Consider the following 17,763-nt stretch of genomic DNA (forward strand, 5'->3'; position numbering starts at 1 on the left):
GCACCAGCTTATCTAAAACACATAAGCTGGCGCTTATCTATCAGGCTGACACGATTTTGGAGGTGTCCTCCGTGCGTCCAACTGGCCCTGCTCAGCCTTGCGCCGAGTTGCGCCGCCCCGCTTGGGAAGGAGCTGCCGTGCATGACACAGCGAACGCGATCCTCCGCGTCACGCACAAGGCGACGACGACCGGTCCAGCGCGATGCCGTCCAGCGCCGCGGCATCCGCAGCGGCTTCGTCGCAGACGGGGTACACCGGGGGGCGTAGAAGCGATGTCGTGGTGTCTGGTTGCATATCGACCGCATGTCATGCCACCTGCCTGTCATATGGGGCGGTCACACTCGACCTGCTCGCGAATCCATCGGATCACGCACCTGACGTCCCTACAACATCTCGAACAGGCGGCTCCATGACCTTCTTTTCCTCTTTCGGCTCCACCAGCAGGTTTGCGCTCGGCCTTGGCGCTTCCCTGATTACCCTGACCGCCTGCGGCGGCGACGATAACGACGACAGCAAGAACTGGGAAACCAGCGGCGGCGGCAACTGGCCTCCGGTGCCAACCGTGGTGGCCCACCGCGGCGCGTCGGCCCTGCGTCCGGAACACACGCTGGAAGCCTATCGCCAGGCCATCGAAGACGGCGCCGACATCATCGAGCCCGACCTCGTCATCACCCGCGACGGCGTGCTGATCGCCCGCCACGAAAATGCGATCGCCATTCTGAATGCCGACGGCACGGTGCGCGAAGCCACGACCGATGTGGTCGACCGCCCGGAATTCGCGTCGCGCAAGACCACCAAGACCATCGACGGCACCGCGATCACGGGCTGGTTCACCGAAGACTTCACGCTGGCCGAAATCAAGACCCTGCGCGCCCGCGAACGTATTCCGGCGATCCGTCCGGGCAACGTCCGTTACGACAATCAGTTCGCCATCCCGACCTTCCAGGAAGTGATCGATCTGGCGCGCAGCGAGTCGCAAAAGCGCGGCCGCACCATTGGCGTGTATCCGGAAACCAAGCACCCGACCTTTTTCCAGAGCATCGGCAAGCCGCTGGAAGCGCCGTTGGTCGCAGTGCTGAATGCCAACAAGCTGACGACGCGTGATGCGCCTGTGTTCGTGCAGTCGTTCGAAGTGGCGAACCTGCAGCAGCTGCGCACGATGACCAACGTGCGCCTGGCCCAGCTGATTTCGGAAAGCGGCCGGCCCTATGACTTCATCGCACGCGGCGCGGCCGAAACCCGCTCGTATGCCGACCTGATCACCCCGGCCGGCCTGCAGGCGATCAAGTCGTATGCCAATGGCATCGGCCCGTACAAGACGCTTGTGATCCCGGTGGTCAATGGCGCACTGGGAGCGCCAACCTCGCTGGTGGCGAATGCCAAGGCCGCCGGCCTGCCCATGCATATCTGGACGCTGCGTCCGGAAAACAGCTTCCTGCCCACGAGCTTCAAGAAAGCGCCAGTGGCCGATGCGACCGTGCGTGGCGACAGCGCGGGCGAGATCACGGCGTACCTGCGGGCGGGCGTCGATGGCATCTTTACCGATGACCCGGCGGTGGGACGTCAGGCCGTGGACGCGTTCCTGAAGAAGTAAGTGGGTGAGAGGTAAGAGGTAAGAGGACAGCAGGCCGGCCGCCAGACCGGCTTGTTGTCCGGTTGTCCTGATGTCCGGTTGTCCAGTTATCCAGTTATCCAGTTATCCGGCCTACAGGATCGGAGCGAACAGCCGGGCAACGTGCATGGCCACCTTGCGCAGCCGCGTCAGGCCCGCGAACTCTTCGGCGGATACTTGCGTCGCATGGGCGAAGTCCACCAGCAACATGGCTTCGACCTGCGACGCAAACGACGGGCTGACGGTGAGCACGTTCAATTCGAAGTTCAACCGGAATGACCGGTTATCAAGATTCGCGCTGCCCACCGATGCCGTGTCGTCGTCGATCAGCATGACCTTCTGGTGCATGAACCCGGGCTGGTAGCGATACACCTTCACGCCCGCATGCACCGCTTCATACGTGTGGAACAACGACGCCTGGAACACCGTGAGGTGGTCGGGGCGCGACGGCACCAGCACGCGCACATCCACACCGCGCAGCACGGCCAGCCGCAAGGCCGCGCTGACGGCCGAGTCCGGCACGAAATACGGTGAGGCCAGCCACACCCGGCGTTTGGCCGCATGAATGGCCTGCACGAAGAATAGCGAACACGTTTCCTGCGCGTCTGCCGGGCCGCAGGCCAGGCCCAGGCACAGCATGTCGCCGGCCTGTTCCATGGCCGGGCGCACGGTGGGCAATTGCTGCGTCACCCAATACCAGTCTTCACTGAAGGTGCGCTGGATCTGGCCGATGACCGGGCCGCGAATCGCGACATGGGTGTCACGCCAGGGTGCGAGCGGCGGCTTTTCGCCCAGGTATTCGACGCCGACATTGTGGCCGCCCACGAACGCCTGGCGGCCGTCCACCACCACGATCTTGCGATGGTTCCGGAAATTGAGTTGGAAGCGGTTGCGAAAGCGCCGGATCGAAAACGCCTGGATCTCGACCCCACCGCGCCGCAGGGTTTCGATATAGCCGCGATCCAGCGAATGGCTGCCGATGCCGTCATACAGAAAGTAGACCTTGACCCCTGCCTCCGCGCGCGCCAGCAGCGCCGCCTGCAGCGCCATGCCGAGCCGGTCGCTGCGCACCACGAAGAACTGGATCAGGATGTAGTCGCGCGCCGTGCCGATGGCATCAAGAATGGCCGAGAACGTGGCGTCGCCATCTTTCAGCAGACGCAGATCGTTGCCCGCGACAAAGGTCTGGCCGACCAGCTTTTCGACCGCGCGATAGCGATGCAAGGACGGGTCCATCGCGGGGTGCTGCTGCTCGCGAAACGACAGCAGCACCGGTTCCGTGGCGCTGACGCTGCGCGCGGACCGGCGGGCAATCTCGAAGGTGGCTTCATCCACGTAGCCCGCAAAATGCGTGCGGCCAAGGAACAGATAGGGGATCAGCGTCAGGTAAGGCACCGCCACCAGCGAAACGGCCCAGGCGATCGCCCCCTGCGATGTGCGTGTGTGCATGATCGCGTGACCTGCCGCGAAAATGCCTGCAATGTGGATGGCGGCCACTTCCAGGCCGACCGAAAGCCATTCCAAGGTCATGGACCGAACGTCTCCCCGTGGCGTCTACGCGTGAATGGCAAGCGTAACCCAAGCGCCCGGGCAAGGCCGGGCAATGGGGCCAGTCGGGACGAATCGGGCCAGTCGGTCAATCGGCGAACGTCGGGTCCAGCTTGTAGGCCAGGCGCATGCAGGCCGCCCAGTCCTTGGCGCCTGTTTTTTCGGGGTCGTCGAAGTTGACCTGCGATGCGCCGAACGCAGCGACGTCATCGGGAATCAGGGTGTAGGTCGCGCCACCGGCCAGTGCCGCGATCTGGCCGCGGCACGCGAATTCCAGGTAGTGGTTGTCCACGAAGGCCTCGGGCAAGGTGCGGCCGCAGACCAGCGCGCCATGATTGCGCAACAGCATGGCGCGGTAGCCTTCCAGGCTCTTGATGAGCGGTTCGCGCTGCGACATGTTGAATTCGTAACCGCCGAACGTGTGATACCCGAGCCGCTTGTGGAATTTGACAGCATGCTGATTGATCATCAGCAGCCCGTGCGCCTGCGACGCCACGCCGATGTTGGCCGTGGTGTGGGTATGGAACACGGCATTGAGGTCGGGCCGCGCCTGCATCAGCCCCGCGTGGATCACCAGGGCGCCCCCTGCCAGCGGCGGACGATCGTCCTTGACCGGCCGGCCGTCGAAGTAATACTGCCCAAGCGACGACGCGGTGACTTCACCAAACATCATGTCGGTGGGTTTGATCAGCAGCGTGTCGGGTGCGCCCGGCACCCGCGCCGACAGGTGGTTGTAGGTCAGGTCGTCCACGCCGTGATGGGCAAGCAGGCGATAACAGGCGGCAAGGGCGATCCGGGTAGCGCGTTCGTCTTCGGACATGGACAGTCTCTTACGGTTGAGTGGTTGGGGTGCCGGCGGCAGGCATGCCCTGCCCGCAACACGTCATGACGGGCTTGAGCCGCGACGGCGGCGTCTGCCGGCTGCGGCCTGCCACGATGATCTCGCCCGCCGTCAGCACGTGGCTGATGCCAGGCAGGTCGCCATGCGTGATGGCATCGCTCAAGGTCGTGCCGGCCGATCCTTCCACCGGCCCGCAGATCAGCAGGTCGGCAGGCCGCCCGGGCGCCAGGATGCCAACGTCCAGCCCATGCGCCCGCGCGGTGTTGCCGGTGCCGATCGCGACGGCTTCGGCTGCCGGCACGCCGCACACCGACGCCAGGAAAAGGATGTTGCGCCACATGCCGCGCGGGATGATGCCGGTGCCGCCGGGCGTGTCGCTGCCCAGCGTCAGGCGATGCAGTTGCCCCGACTCGCGCAGGCGGTTCACCAGCCGCACGCCCGAGCCATAATTGCCTGACGAGCACATCTCCAGCGTCATCGACAGATCGTCGACCACGCGGTCGATGTCGTGATCGCTCATTGGGATCGGACCGCCCGACACGTGCGCGGCAATGTCCGGCTGCAGCCACGACAGCGTGTCGTAACCACAGATCTGGCTCAGCCCCGACCGTGACACCCCGCCCGTATGCACTTTGCTGCGCAAGCCGCGTGCACGCGCCCAGGCCACGTAGCGGCTTGCTTCGTCACGATGGCTTTCCAGCGGATAGAACAGGAACTTGACCAGCCGCGCACCGACTGCGGCCAGCCGGTCGAAGTGCGCTTCGGTCATGCCCGGCACCAGCAGCACGGTGCCGGCATGGACCTTCACGCCGCTCCATCGCTGAGACCCGAAGGTGGACGCGGTCACCACCGCGAGCGAGGTCACAAGGTCGGGCGTAAGCGCCCCGTAATCGAGTCCGGGCGCGTGGAGTTCGCCTGCGGACAGCATGGTGGTCGTGCCGCCATGCAGGTAGTTGCCGACCCAGCCAATGGCGTCCTGCGCGGGCGTCCACTCGCCTAGCACCGGGTGCACGTGGCCGTCGATCAGGCCAGGCACGACGGCGCTGCCCCCGGCATCGATGACCACGTTGTACCCGTCTTGCGGGGGGTCGAACGCTTCGATGCGCCCATCGGCAATCGCAATGGATTGCACTGCCTGGATCGGCTCGGCCAGATCGCCGGTAAAGAACTCGCCAATGTTCGTGATCAGAATGCGCGGCATGCGAGCGGGCCTTACTCGGGCTTGATGCCCGCGTTGGTGATCACGCGGCCAATGTCGGCACGCCCCTTCTCGAGCAGCGCCGTCAGTTCAGCCGGGCTGGTCACGATCACGTCCGCACCCAGGCCGACGAACTTGGCCTTGATTTCGGGCGATTGCAGGACCGCGTTCAGGTCAGCGTTGAGCTTGTCGATGATGGCTGCGGGCGTGCCGGCCGGAGCCGTCATGACCGTGCGGATGGCCAGGTCGAACCCGGGCACACCCGACTCCGCCACCGTCGACACGTCGGGCGCCATCGACGTGCGTTTGCCGGTGGTGACCGCCAGCATGCGCACCGCGCCGTTTTTGACGAAGGGCAGCGCCTGCACCAGCGAGACCACGCCGTAGGGTGTATCGCCCGACACCACCGCGGTCAGTGCCGGACCGCTGCCCTTGTAGGGGACCTGCACCACCTTGATGCCTGCGTCGGCCGCGGCCCATTCCCCGGCAACGTGGTTCATGGTGCCCACGCCTGCGCTGGCCCAGGACAGCTCGCCCGGATGCGCCTTGGCGTAGGCCACCAGGGACGCCATGGACTGGAACGGCGCCTTGGGATTGGAGACGAAGGCCATCGGGATCTCGCTGATCCCGCCAATGCTGGCAAAGCCCTTGGCCGGGTCGTAGCCCAGCTTGGTGAACAGGAAGGGGTTGTTGGTGAAAGGGTTGGTGGACGAGACATACAGCGTGTAGCCGTCAGGCGCCGCGCGCGACACCTGCGAGGCGGCAATGCCTTCGCTGGCGCCTACCTTGTTTTCGATGACGACAGGCTGGCCCCAGCGCTTGGCCAGGCCTTCGGCGGCGATGCGTGCGGACACGTCCACCGGACCTCCTGCAGCCGTGCCGACCAGGATGGTGACGGGCCGGACCGGATACGCGTCAGCTGCGGCAGCGAACGAGGGCAGCACGGCCGCCGCCGCGCCCCACGCCAGACAGGACAACACTACCGCGGCACGCGCCACGGGTCGGGACACAATACGAGACATCGAATACTCCTTGCCGAAAAAGAGGGTGAAACACTTCTGGCACTGAGTCCCCAAATCTGGTTTTTATTGTTTGTCGTAAGCGGTGAGACGAAAGCGGGTGAGACGAAAGCAGGTGAGGAGAAAGCTGAGAGATCACATGATTGCGCGCGACAACCATTGTGCACGGACGAGCGCATTCCACCCGATCGAGGATAGTCCAAGCCGGTTCAGCGATCTAGCGGTTTCTGATGGTTGACGTCGACAACCGGTTGGGCAAAGCCCGATCCGGCTGGACAGCAGGCCCGCCGGGGTGGGCAGCCCACCCGGCAGGCCGGCAATGACCTAGCGGCGCGCGGCCTTGGCGTCGGGCTGACGCAGGCGGTTCCAGGCGACCAGCGCCACAAAGACGATGCCTGCCCCCGCGCTGAGGTAGCCGAACCAGGCGACAAGGCCGACAGCCCAGCGTTCCTGGTCCAGCGTGACACCCAGCGACAGCGCCAGCAGCACCCACCCGGCGATCCGCAGCCAGGTGATCGACCGGCGGGACAGATGACGCCCGAACAGGTCTTCTTGCGGCCGTTCCATGCCCAGCGCCAGGCAGGCGAAGGCCAGCAGGCAAAAGATCAATACCCACACCTGGTTCATCGCGCGCCCTCGACGCCAGGCATGCCCGACCGCGGCGACCTGGAAGAAGACAAGGGCCCCGAAGCGGCGCCCGAGGTACTGCCGGTCAACGCGCCGACGGGCGACGCCGACACCGCAGCGGCCACCTCGGCTCCCACCGGCAACGCCGCCTTGCGTTGTGCAGGCGCCGCAGTCCCACCCGTAACCGCTGCCGTCTTGCGCACCGGCTTGACCTTGGGACGATGGCGCGCCGTGCGGATCGCAAGCCAGGCATGCAACGCGGCGAACGCAAGCATGGCCAGGTCAAAGCCCGCAAACACCCAGTCGCCCGCCGCCAGATTGTTCCACAGGCCGCGGTCGGTCACGATGGCATTGAGCACCGGCAGGGCCAGCAGCAAGGCTGCCGCCAGCCACAGCAGTTCGATCCAGCCGCGCTTGGCGGGCCGCACCATGGCGTACAGCAGGGTTGCGCCCCACACCATGAAGAAGACGTGGACCTCCCAATCCTTGCGGTCGGCCAGGGTTTCGGACAGCAGACGGTTGCCGTAGAAAAACGCCACCATCGCCACCGACAGTCCGGCCACCGATGCGATGTTCAAGCGTTCCACGAGCCGGAATCCAAAGTAGGGCTTGTCGGGGTTGGCCAGCTTGGCGCGGCGCTTGACCGTCCACATCACCAGGCCCGACCCCACCATGGCCGTCCCGGCCAGGCTGACAAGGAAGTACAGCGAGCGCAGCGGCAGGTCACCGAAGCGGCCCAGGTGCAGCGCATACATCACGCCCCGCGTTTCGGCCGCCCAGCCCACCGAGTCCTTGGTGTCGAGCAGCTGGCCGCTGGTGCCGTTGAACAGCAGGTATTGCGGGCTGACCGACACGCGCTGGTTGTCGGCGCGCACCACCATCACGCGCGACGCGGTGTCGCCCGGATTGTTGATGGTGATACGGCCCACGCCGTGCTGGCCCCAGCGATCCTGCGCCTGCCGGATCATGTCGGCCACGGGCGCAATGGGCGCCTTCTCGCCGCTGGGCTTGCCGGCGGGCACGAAGGCGCTCAGCTCGCTTTGCAGCGACTGGCGCGCCCCGCGGTCCTTGAAGGCCGCATCCCCACCCCACGGCATCAGCATCAGCATCAGCGTGACCAGCCCCGTGTACGTGATCATCAGGTGGAAGGGCAGCCCGAACACCGACAGCGCGTTGTGCGCATCGAGCCACGACCGCTGCCCCTTGCCCCAGCGGAAGGTGAAGAAGTCGACAAAGATTTTTTTGTGCGTGATGACGCCCGTCACGATCGCCACCAGCATGAACATCGCGCAGATCGACGCGATCCACCGGCCCCACAGCACGGGCATGTAATGCAGCTGGAAGTGGAAGCGGTAAAAGAATTCGCCCCCCGTGGTGTCTCGCACCTCAATCGGTTGCGCGGTGACGGGATCGAAGGTCGCGCTTTCGAACCGTTTGCCGCCCCGCCAGAAGGCATTGGCGGTCGGACTGCGTTCATCGGGAAACCCGATGCTCCACTGCGGACTGGCCGGCGCCAGCCTGGCCATGGTCTCGACCAGACGTGGCGCCAGTTCGGCCGGGTTGGCCACCTGCGCCTGGGGCGGCACGTCGGGCCGCATCCACTGTGATATTTCGTCCTTGAAGTAGCTGACCGTGCCGGTCAGGAACATCGCATACAGGATCCACCCGGCGAGCAGCCCCGTCCAGGTATGCAGGTCCGACATGGTCTGCCGGATGCCGGGCGCCTTGGCTGCCTTGGCCGGCTTGACGGCCTTGGCCGCCGCGGCGGCTGCGTCACCCATCGGGGCGACGTTCGAATCTGTCGACATCGTGCTGCTCATTTCCAGACGGACCACGCGGCGAGCGACAACGGCAATGCCGCAATCGCCAGGCCGACCCAGGCGCGCGTTGCCGACCGCACCGCGAACACCCATACGACTGCGCAGACATACACCACAAAGCTTGCGAGCATGCCGGTCAGCACGGCTTCGGTCGGCGCCATCGGCAGGGCCACGGCCGCCACGCTACACAGCGCAGCCAGCGCGTAGCCGCCGAACAGCGCGGCGACGATGCGTGACAGCAGCGGCCCGACGCCGATCACCTTGCGAAGCCGTGCGTTCATGTCACTTGCCCGGCTTGGCGGCAGGACCGGCCGGGACCGCGGCGGCGCCCGTGGGTTTGGCATACGTGACCGACGTCACATAGTTGACGACGTCATATTTCTCGGCGCCGGCGTCGCCCATGCGTTCACCCGCGGTGCGGTCGTTGTGGCTGGCTTCCAGCACGTAGGTGCCCTTCCAGGGCATGTCGAAGCTGACGAGACCCTGTTCGTCGGACACGGCTTCCTTCATCCAGCCCGACTGGACGACCGCCGACACCTTGGCTTTCGGCAGGGGCTGGCCCTTGAAGACCACCTTGAACTCGCCGGCCTTGCCGGTCGGGACCACGTCGAACGTCAGCGACGGGGCCTGCTCGTTGGTGTTCGTCAGGTAGCGCGCGGCCGGGTGATACCAACCCTTGATCTCCTTGTCGCCCTGCTTCATGGTGTAGAGCGGGTAGCGCGCGTCTTCGGCGACCAGGCTTTCCCCAGCGGCGGCACGGCCCGACAGCACGAAGCCGTTGGCGGACTTGGTGGCCGTCAGCGGCTGCTGGCCTTGCGCCGAGATACGCAGCGCCGTGGGCTTGCCGAACTTGTCGAGCAGGCCGGGAGAGGTTTCGCGCAGGTTCTCGCCGAACTCGCCAAAGCGCAGCACAGCCGAACCACCGGCGGGCTGTTCGATCCAGACCTGGTGGGCCTGGGCGGCGCCGGCGCCAAGCGCCAGCAGAAGGGAGGCAAGAATCGGTTTCAGGATCATGGGTATCTCGTAAAAAAGTTCGCGTGCAGGCAGCCGCCTGCCACCTCGGCAGCACGCGTTGAAAACGCACTGCGCGCGGTACGGGCGACGGCCGAAGTCATCGCATCTTGGAAAAACTAAATGAGAAACAGTATCACTATAACTGCGAATTCGATGGTTTTGCGTGTGCCGGGCGCATCGCGGGCCGCCAGGGCGCCCGCTTCGATGGTCACACTGACGCGACGGACTGGCGGGGAGAGGCCCATTCTGCAACGTCGCGTCGCCTTGCTCCGGCTGCCAGCACCGAAACCGGCCCGGGCCTGGGCCTGGACTCGGGTCCGGATCCGGGTCAGGTCGCCAGCACGGCGGGCAGCAGGCGGTCGTATTCTTTTTTCACGACGGCATAGCATTCGCAGCTGCGTTCTTCCATGCCAGCGCGGTCGAGCACGGTAATGTGACCACGGGAATACTTGATCAGCCCTGCCTTCTGAAGCTTCAGCGCAGCTTCGGTGACCCCCTCCCGCCGCACCCCAAGCATGTTGGAGATCAGTTCCTGGGTCATGAGCAATTCAGCGCCGTGCAGACGGTCCAGACTCAGAAGCAGCCAGCGGCACAGTTGCTGGTCCAGGGAGTGGTGGCGGTTGCACACGGCGGTCTGCGCCATCTGCGTGATCAGCGCCTGGGTGTATCGCAACAGCAGATGCAGCACCGGTCCGCCCCGGTCGAACTCCGCCTGCATGGCGCTTGCGTTCAGTCGATATGCCTGGCCCGCCGACTGCACCACGCCGCGGCTTGGCGTGGACCCGCCACCCATGAACAGCGACACGCCCACGATGCCCTCGTTGCCCACGACCGCAATTTCGGCTGACGCACCGTTTTCCATCACATACAGCAACGACACGATGGCGGTGGTGGGAAAGTAGACGTGCGTCATGGCCCCGCCTGACTCATACACCACCTGACCAAGCGCCAGCTCGACCAGTTCCAGATCCGGCTTCCAGCGTTGCCATTGTTCCGGGGGCAGCGAGGCCAGCAGATGGTTGTAGATCACCTCGATGGCATTGGACACGGCGGCAACCTCGTTGAGTCGATCATGAGACAGGACAGAATGGTCGCTGGCGATGCATCTTACGCGCATCGTGGCGCCAGGGTCCGCTACCGCACATACCCGCAGCGACGCGGCCGTCGCGATCACGCCGTCATCTTCGCCCTATGTTGCCCAGCGTACCGACGGCGCGGGGCTTGCCGCGTACCTTGCACGCTGCGTTCCGTGTCTGGCCGCGCCTTCTCGTGTCCGGACCGAACATCTCGCTTCTGCGCGCATTCAAGGTATATGCAATGGATAGTCTGCACGAACTGTTCAAGCGATCTCCAGAGATCGCTTTGTTTCTATCGCTGGGATTGGGGTACTACGTCGGCAAGCTCAAGTTCGGAACCTTCCAGCTTGGCGGGGTCGCAGGCTCGCTGCTGGTCGCCGTGGTCGTAAGCCAGGTGGGCGTGACCGTCGACCCTGGCGTCAAAGCCATTCTGTTCGCCCTGTTCATCTACGCCGTGGGCTACGAGAGCGGCCCGCAGTTTTTCAGTTCACTTGGCAGGCAGTCCTTCAAGGAGATCGTCCTTGCGGGTGTGCTGGCGCTGACGGGTCTGGCGACGGTCGTCGTCATGGCAAAGATCTTTGGACTCGACAAAGGAATCGCGGCGGGCATCGCGGCGGGGGGCCTGACGCAGTCCGCCATCATCGGCACGGCAGGTGACGCGCTGACCAAGCTCGGGCTTGCGGCAGACGAAGTGACGCGGCTTCAGGGCAACGTGGCGATCGGCTACGCGGTGACCTATGTGTTTGGTTCGTTCGGCGCCATCATCCTTTGCGTCAATGTCCTGCCGCGCCTGATGAAGCGCGGCATTCGCGAAGATGCCATCCGCAAGGAGACCGAACTCCAATCCGGCGTCAAGTTGCTGGGCGACGGCGAAGAGGCGGCCATGCCCGATCTCGTGGGCAGGCTCTACCGTGTTTCGGCAGCAGGCGCCACGGTTGAAAAGCTCGAGGGCACCTTGCCGGGCACGGCGCTTACTGTGGAAAAGATTCAGCGCGCGGGCAAGATGATCGAGGCCACTCCTGCACTGGTGTTGAACAAGGACGATCTGATACTGGTCGTCGGGCGCCGCAGCGGATTTGTCGACGCGGCGGGACGTCTCGGCACGGAGGTTCAAGCCGTGGCCGGAATGGAGCTCACGATGCAACACCACGACGTCGTGCTGACGAACGACGCGTTCGACAAGAAAACGGTCAGCGCGATCCGCAGCGGTACGGCGCCCGGCGTGCGTCATGGCATCTATGTGACGCAGATCCGCCGCGCCGGCATCGCACTGCCGATCGCCGCGGACCTGGTCATACAGGCCGGCGACGTCGTCTCCATCTATGGCGCCGAGCAGGACGTGAAGCGTGTCTCGGCCATTGTGGGCTATGTCCTGATTCCCACATCCAAGACGGACTTCGTCTACATGGGCGCCGGACTCGTGGTCGGACTGTTGCTGGGTCTGCTGACCGCGAAGATCGGCGCCATCCCGCTTTCTCTTGGCGCCGGCGGCGGGGCGCTGTTGTCCGGCCTTCTGTTTGGCTGGTACCACTCGAAGCACCCCTCGTTCGGCGCCATGCCCGTGCCTGCCTTGCAGATCCTGAAGGACCTGGGGCTTGCCGGCTTCGTCGTGGTTGTCGGCCTGTCCTCAGGCCTGCAGGCCGTGGACACCGTACGCCAGCAGGGCTTCACCATTTTCGGCGTGGGCGTGGGCGTGGTCGTGACCGTCGTGCCCCTGCTGCTCACGATGCTGGTGGGCCGCTATCTATTGCGCTACGACAACGCTGCCGTCTTCGCTGGCGCATTGAGCGGCTCGCGCAGCGCCAACCCCGCCTTCGGCGAAGTGTTGGACAAGGCAGGCAACTCGGTGCCCACCGTACCTTTCGCAATCACCTATGCGCTTGCCAACGTATTCCTGACCTTGCTCGGCCCACTCATCGTGGGCCTGGTCTGAGCGCGCTGACGCCGCCAGACTCTCTTCAATCAGATGCAACATCATCAAGGATCATCGACCATGGATTTGAGTAACCCTGACAAGCTGGCATTGCTGAGCCCTTTCGAACTGAAGGATGCATTGATCCAGACCGCGCAGACGCAGCGTGACCGGCTGATGCTGAACGCCGGGCGTGGCAATCCGAATTTCCTGGCGACGCTTCCGCGTCACGGTTTCCTGCAGTTGGGCAGCTTTGCCATGAGCGAATCCGAACGCTCGTACATCTATATGGAAGATGTGGGTGGTTTCCCGAAACGCGAAGGCATCGAAGCCCGTTTCGAGATCTTTGCCACGGCAAACGCCGGCCGGCCCGGTGTCCGCTTCCTGGAGGCCGCCGTGTCCTACGTTCGCGACCAGCTGGGCCTGTCGGCCGGCGACTTCCTGTACGAGATGTGTGAAGCGATTCTGGGATGCAACTATCCGGTGCCGGTCCGGATGCTGCGGCTGACGGAAGAAATCGTCGGTCACTACATCCACCGCGAGATGATCGGCACGCATCCCTTCGTCGGGCAATTCGATACCTACGCGGTCGAAGGCGGCACGGCCGCCATGACGTATCTGTTCAATAGCTTGCGCGAGAACCACATTCTTGAAGCGGGAGACTCGATTGCGCTGGGCATGCCCATCTTCACGCCCTATATCGAGATTCCACTGCTCAACGACTACGAGCTCGTGGAAGTCATGATCGATGCGCCACCCGAAAACAACTGGCAGTTCACGGCGAGCGAGCTGAACAAGCTTCTGGACCCGAAGATCAAGGCGTTCTTCCTCGTCAACCCGAGCAACCCGGCTTCGGTCAAGATCAATGACGAATCGATGGCGCGCATCGCCGAGATCGTCAGGCAACGGCCCGACCTGATCATCCTGACCGACGATGTATATGGCACGTTCGCGGACAATTTCGTTTCCTTGTTCGCGATGTGTCCCCACAACACGATCCTGGTCTATTCGTTCTCGAAGTATTTCGGCGCGACGGGTTGGCGCATGGGTGTCATCGCGACCCACGAAAGCAATGTGCTCGACGAACGCATCGCAAGCCTGCCCGAAGACGTCCTGGCCTCGCTCGATGCGCGCTACCACTCCATCACTACGGAGCCGCGCAAGCTCAAGTTCATCGACCGGGTCGTTGCCGACAGCCGCACCGTCGCGCTGAATCACACGGCGGGGCTGTCGACGCCGGTGCAAGCGCAGATGACGCTTTTTGCGCTGTTCTCGCTGATGAATGAATCCGACTCGTACCAGAAGTCGATGAAGCAGATTTTCCTGCGTCGCAAACAGGCCTTGTACAAGGCCTTGGGGTTGGAACTGCCTCATGACGCCAACTCGGTGCGGTACTACCATCTGCTCGACCTGGAGATACTCGCGACGCGGATGTATGACGCCGACTTTGCGCGCTGGATGTTGGGCCGCCTGAAGCCCAACGAAGCGCTGTTCCGGCTCGCCGAGGAAACCGGTGTGATCTTGCTGCCAGGCCGAGGCTTTGGCACCGCGCATCAATCCGCCCGCATCTCGCTGGCGAATCTGAACGAGTATGACTACGCGAACATTGGCCTGTCGATCCGCAAGCTTGCATCCGAATTCCACGCGCAATACGTCATGGAAGGGGACAAGGCAAAAACCCTGTCGACCGACCACTGATCACAGGCAGGGGCGCCAGGCGTATGCTTGCCTTTCTGGCCGTGAAGCTCAGCTCTCCGCCGGGCTGTTTCGCAGTGTCATCTCGCTGAACAGCCGCCCGTACACCGAGTGCGTGGCCCAGATCAGCCCCAGCCGGCGCGCCAGCCGGTTTCTGGGCAAATGGATCAACGACACGTTTGACGGGGTCGTTTCGGGCCGGAAACAGTTGGGCACCAGCGCCACGCCCAGCCCGCGCGCCACCAGGGCGCGGATGCCATCGGGCGAATCGAGTTCGAACCGTTCGTGCGGCCGCAAGCCTTTCTGCTGCAGGTACCGCTCGGCCAGCGCGCCGCCCCACGTGCGGCGGTCGTAGCGGATGAAGGGCTCGCGGGCAAGCAAAGTCGCGTGGTCTTCGTGGGCAAGGTGGGCGGGCGCGAGCAATACCAGCGGCTCCACACGCAAGGTGCGCCAGGTGAAGGATTTGGCCAAGGCGAAAGGCGGGTCTACGACCAAGGCGGCGTCGACCTTGTTGGCGCCCAACTGATGAAACAGCTCGTGCGACACACCGATTTCCAACTTGGCGTCGAGCGCCGGGTAACGCTGCGCGATGTATTCCAACAGGTCAGGCATGACGGTCGACAGGGCCGTTCGTACGGTACCGATGCGCAGGCCGCCAGGCAGCCCATCGGCCGACACGGTCGCCTTGAGGTCCCGCAGATTGCGCTGGAAGTCCCGCGCGCGATCCAGCAGGCGTGCGCCGCCCTCGGTGATGCGGACCACTCGGCCCGACCGCACCAGCAGCGGCACGCCCAGTTCGCGCTCCAGCGCCTTGATGCGCTGGGCCATGGCGGTGGGCGTGATGCTCATGCGCCGCGCGGCTTCGGCCAGGGAACCGCATTCGGCGGCGATCAGGAAGCTGTCCAGGAAGCGGGTGTCCATGGGGATCCTGAAGTTTGGGAATGAATAAAAACTGGACTCTGAATCCATAAAAATGAAATTGTGCTGGATTCCTGTCGGTCCGACAATCGAATCGTCCAGCGGCTGCACAAGACCACAGAGTCCCCGCACCGCCTTGCATCGACAACCCCTCAGGAGACACCATGACCCCCAGCTTCCCCCGCCGCCGCGTGCTTGCCGCCCTTGTCGCCACGGGCGCCGTCATGGCCGCACCGGGCGCGTTCGCCCAGTCCGCCACGTCCTACCCCACCCGCCCGGTCACCCTGGGCGTCGGGTTCTCGGCCGGTGGCGCCGTGGACATCGTGGCCCGCCAGCTGGGCCAGGCGCTTGGCAAGTCGTTCCACCAGCCCTTCGTGATCGAGAACCGCCCCGGCGCCACCGGCATCATTGCAGCGGAAGCGGTCGCGCAAGCCAAGCCCGACGGCTACAGTCTGCTGCTTGGCACGCAGTCCACCATGGTGGTGGCGCCCAGCCTGTACCCCACCATGAAGGTCGACCCAAAAAAGGACTTCGTGCCGGTTTCGCTGGTGGCATCGGTGCCGCTTGTCCTGGTGGTGCACCCGTCCCTGCCGCTGCACACCGTGCAGGACGTCATCAAGTACGCCAAAGACAAGAAGGGTGATCTGAGCTACGCCTCGTCAGGGCTGGGCGGTCCGCAGCATGTGGCCGCCGAGCTGTTTGCGTCGATGGCCGGCGTCAAGATGGTCCACATTCCCTACAAGGGCGAAGCCAATGCGATCAGCGACGTGCTGGGCAACCAGGTGCCGCTGATGTTCAGCAACCTGCCGACCCTGCTGCCCTACATCAAGAGCGGCAAGCTGCGCGCCATTGCCGTGTCGAGCCTGGAACGCGCGGCCAGCGCCCCCACCATTCCGACCGTGAACGAGTCCGGCCTGAAAGGCTTCGAAGCCCTGACCTGGTTCGGTCTGTACGCACCGGCCGGCACCCCGCCAGACGTCGTCGGCAAGCTGGAGCAAGGCGTCAAGCAGGCGCTGAGCGACACCGACCTGCGCGCCAAGATGACCGACCAGGGCATGACGCTGGAAGGCCGCGGCAGCCGCGACTTTGCCAAGTACATGGACGCCGAAAGCACCAAGTGGGCGGGTCTGATCAAGAGCGCCGGCATCAAGCCGGAATAAGCGGCGTCACGCAATCAAAGAGATCGAAGGAATGGCAATGAAAGACAGCGCGGCACTATCGCCCATGGTTCCGGCTACCCAGCGGTCCCCGGCTTCGGGGGCAAAGACCGTTGCACGCCCCCCGCGCGCGCTGCGCAAGGTGCTTGCGCTGGACGACTTCGAAGCCGCCGCGCGCCGCCACCTGCCGCGTCCGGTCTTTGGCTACATGTGTTCGTACGCCGAAACTGGCGCCGCTTTCGATGCCAACCGCGATGCGTATGCCGACTACGGCTTCATGCCGCAGGTCATGGTGGACGTGTCCAAACGCAGCACGCAAACGGAGCTGTTCGGCGAAACCTACGCGGCGCCTTTTGGCTTTGCGCCCGTGGGCCTGACGGCGCTGTCGAGCTACCGGGGCGACCTGGTGCTGGCGCGCGCCGCGCTGGAATCACGCCTGCCCATGATCATGAGTGGATCGTCCCTGATCCCGCTCGAAGACGTGGCGGCCTTGCACCCGGGCGCGTGGTTCCAGGCGTATCTGCCGGGGGACCGGGGGGCGATCGAAGCGCTGATCGACCGGGTGGCGCGCACCGCGTTCAAGACGCTGGTGATCACGGTCGACACGCCGGTTCCCCCCAACAGCGAGAACACGGCCCGCATGGGCTTTTCCGCCCCGCTGCGGCCGTCGCTGAGCCTGGCCTGGCAGGGCATCAGCCATCCGCGCTGGCTGCTCGGCACGTTCCTGCGCACCCTGGCCGGCCACGGCATGCCGCACTTCGAAAACAACTACGCGACACGCGGCGCCCCCATCCTGTCGCCGTCGGTGCTGCGCGATTTTTCGGAACGTGGGCACCTGGCATGGGACGACCTGCGCACCATACGCAAACAATGGCGCGGCCGGTTGATCGTCAAAGGCATCCTGCGCGCCGACGATGCCCGGATGGCGCGTGACTGCGGTGCCGACGGCATCATCGTGTCGAACCATGGCGGGCGGCAGCTGGACGGCGCCATCGCGCCCTTGCGCGCCCTGCCCGCGGTCGTGGCCGCGTGTCCGGATATGCCCGTCATGATCGACAGCGGCGTGCGGCGCGGAACGGATGTGCTGAAGGCATTGGCACTGGGTGCCAGGATGGCGTTTGTCGGACGGCCGTTTGGCTACGCGGCGGCAGTCGGCGGCGTGCCGGGCGTGCAGCACGGCGTCAAGCTGCTGACCGCAGAAGTCTCGCGCAACATGGCGATGCTGGGGGTCAATAGCGTCACGGAACTGCGCGCGGAACGGCATCTGGTGAGGATGCCGGGGCGGGGTTGAAGGCGGGCGGGTGCAAGGCGCGCAGGATCCCGCCG

Annotated in this window: 15 protein-coding genes; 5 read left to right on the forward strand and 10 right to left on the reverse strand. The window is 64.8% G+C overall.

Going from position 1 to position 17,763, the window contains the following annotated elements; translation table 11 throughout:
* Positions 1-409 precede the first annotated feature (409 nt).
* Positions 410-1,594: a glycerophosphodiester phosphodiesterase gene (locus tag IE116_RS15870; RefSeq protein WP_189613923.1), complete on the forward strand. Its 1,185-nt coding sequence runs from the start codon at positions 410-412 to the stop codon at positions 1,592-1,594.
* A 111-nt stretch (positions 1,595-1,705) separates the two neighbouring features.
* On the opposite strand, the gene cls is transcribed toward IE116_RS15870, so the two are convergent.
* The 9 genes from cls to IE116_RS15915 all read right to left on the reverse strand — a co-directional run bounded on the left by cls (position 1,706) and on the right by IE116_RS15915 (position 10,727).
* Positions 1,706-3,142 carry a cardiolipin synthase gene (gene cls / locus IE116_RS15875; RefSeq protein WP_189613924.1) on the reverse strand — a complete coding sequence of 479 codons (1,437 nt, stop codon included), beginning with the start codon at positions 3,140-3,142 and terminating at the stop codon, positions 1,706-1,708.
* Between the two features lie 106 nt (positions 3,143-3,248).
* Positions 3,249-3,980, reverse strand: a complete 732-nt coding sequence (locus tag IE116_RS15880; protein WP_189613925.1) for a class II aldolase/adducin family protein — start codon at positions 3,978-3,980, stop codon at positions 3,249-3,251.
* Positions 3,981-3,990: 10 nt separating this feature from the next.
* On the reverse strand, positions 3,991-5,202 hold the full coding sequence (locus IE116_RS15885) for an amidohydrolase family protein (protein ID WP_189613926.1): 1,212 nt from the start codon (positions 5,200-5,202) through the stop codon (positions 3,991-3,993).
* Between the two features lie 11 nt (positions 5,203-5,213).
* Entirely contained in the window at positions 5,214-6,221 is a 1,008-nt protein-coding gene (locus IE116_RS15890; RefSeq protein ID WP_189613927.1) for a Bug family tripartite tricarboxylate transporter substrate binding protein, read from the reverse strand.
* A gap of 321 nt (positions 6,222-6,542) precedes the next feature.
* Positions 6,543-6,845: a DUF3325 domain-containing protein gene (locus IE116_RS15895; protein ID WP_189613928.1), complete on the reverse strand. Its 303-nt coding sequence runs from the start codon at positions 6,843-6,845 to the stop codon at positions 6,543-6,545.
* Complete coding sequence (locus tag IE116_RS15900) at positions 6,842-8,653, reverse strand: PepSY-associated TM helix domain-containing protein (protein ID WP_229828211.1); 1,812 nt, start codon at positions 8,651-8,653, stop codon at positions 6,842-6,844. Before IE116_RS15900 ends, IE116_RS15895 begins: the two co-directional genes overlap by 4 nt.
* An 8-nt stretch (positions 8,654-8,661) precedes the next feature.
* Positions 8,662-8,946, reverse strand: a complete 285-nt coding sequence (locus tag IE116_RS15905; RefSeq protein WP_189613930.1) for a DUF3649 domain-containing protein — start codon at positions 8,944-8,946, stop codon at positions 8,662-8,664.
* 1 nt (position 8,947) lies between these two features.
* A complete protein-coding gene (locus IE116_RS15910; RefSeq protein WP_189613931.1) occupies positions 8,948-9,679 on the reverse strand; it encodes a DUF4198 domain-containing protein in 732 nt (243 codons plus the stop codon).
* Between the two features lie 328 nt (positions 9,680-10,007).
* Positions 10,008-10,727: a Crp/Fnr family transcriptional regulator gene (locus IE116_RS15915; protein ID WP_229828212.1), complete on the reverse strand. Its 720-nt coding sequence runs from the start codon at positions 10,725-10,727 to the stop codon at positions 10,008-10,010.
* Between the two features lie 269 nt (positions 10,728-10,996).
* Between IE116_RS15915 and aspT the strand changes: the two genes are divergently transcribed.
* Positions 10,997-12,688, forward strand: a complete 1,692-nt coding sequence (gene aspT / locus IE116_RS15920) for an aspartate-alanine antiporter (RefSeq protein ID WP_189613933.1) — start codon at positions 10,997-10,999, stop codon at positions 12,686-12,688.
* A 60-nt stretch (positions 12,689-12,748) separates the two neighbouring features.
* Positions 12,749-14,365 carry a bifunctional aspartate transaminase/aspartate 4-decarboxylase gene (locus IE116_RS15925; RefSeq protein WP_189613934.1) on the forward strand — a complete coding sequence of 539 codons (1,617 nt, stop codon included), beginning with the start codon at positions 12,749-12,751 and terminating at the stop codon, positions 14,363-14,365.
* A 48-nt stretch (positions 14,366-14,413) separates the two neighbouring features.
* Here the strand turns inward: IE116_RS15925 and IE116_RS15930 are convergent, their stop codons facing one another.
* Positions 14,414-15,283, reverse strand: coding sequence for a LysR family transcriptional regulator (locus tag IE116_RS15930; RefSeq protein ID WP_189613935.1), 870 nt, complete (start codon positions 15,281-15,283; stop codon positions 14,414-14,416).
* A gap of 161 nt (positions 15,284-15,444) precedes the next feature.
* On the opposite strand from IE116_RS15930, the gene IE116_RS15935 reads away from it, so the two are divergent.
* A complete protein-coding gene (locus tag IE116_RS15935; RefSeq protein WP_229828213.1) occupies positions 15,445-16,440 on the forward strand; it encodes a Bug family tripartite tricarboxylate transporter substrate binding protein in 996 nt (331 codons plus the stop codon).
* Between the two features lie 64 nt (positions 16,441-16,504).
* Positions 16,505-17,728: an alpha-hydroxy acid oxidase gene (locus tag IE116_RS15940; RefSeq protein ID WP_189614694.1), complete on the forward strand. Its 1,224-nt coding sequence runs from the start codon at positions 16,505-16,507 to the stop codon at positions 17,726-17,728.
* Positions 17,729-17,763 lie beyond the last annotated feature (35 nt).

The organism is Pigmentiphaga litoralis (genome assembly GCF_014651835.1).
In the GTDB taxonomy this organism is placed as follows: Bacteria; Pseudomonadota; Gammaproteobacteria; order Burkholderiales; family Burkholderiaceae_B; genus Pigmentiphaga; species Pigmentiphaga litoralis.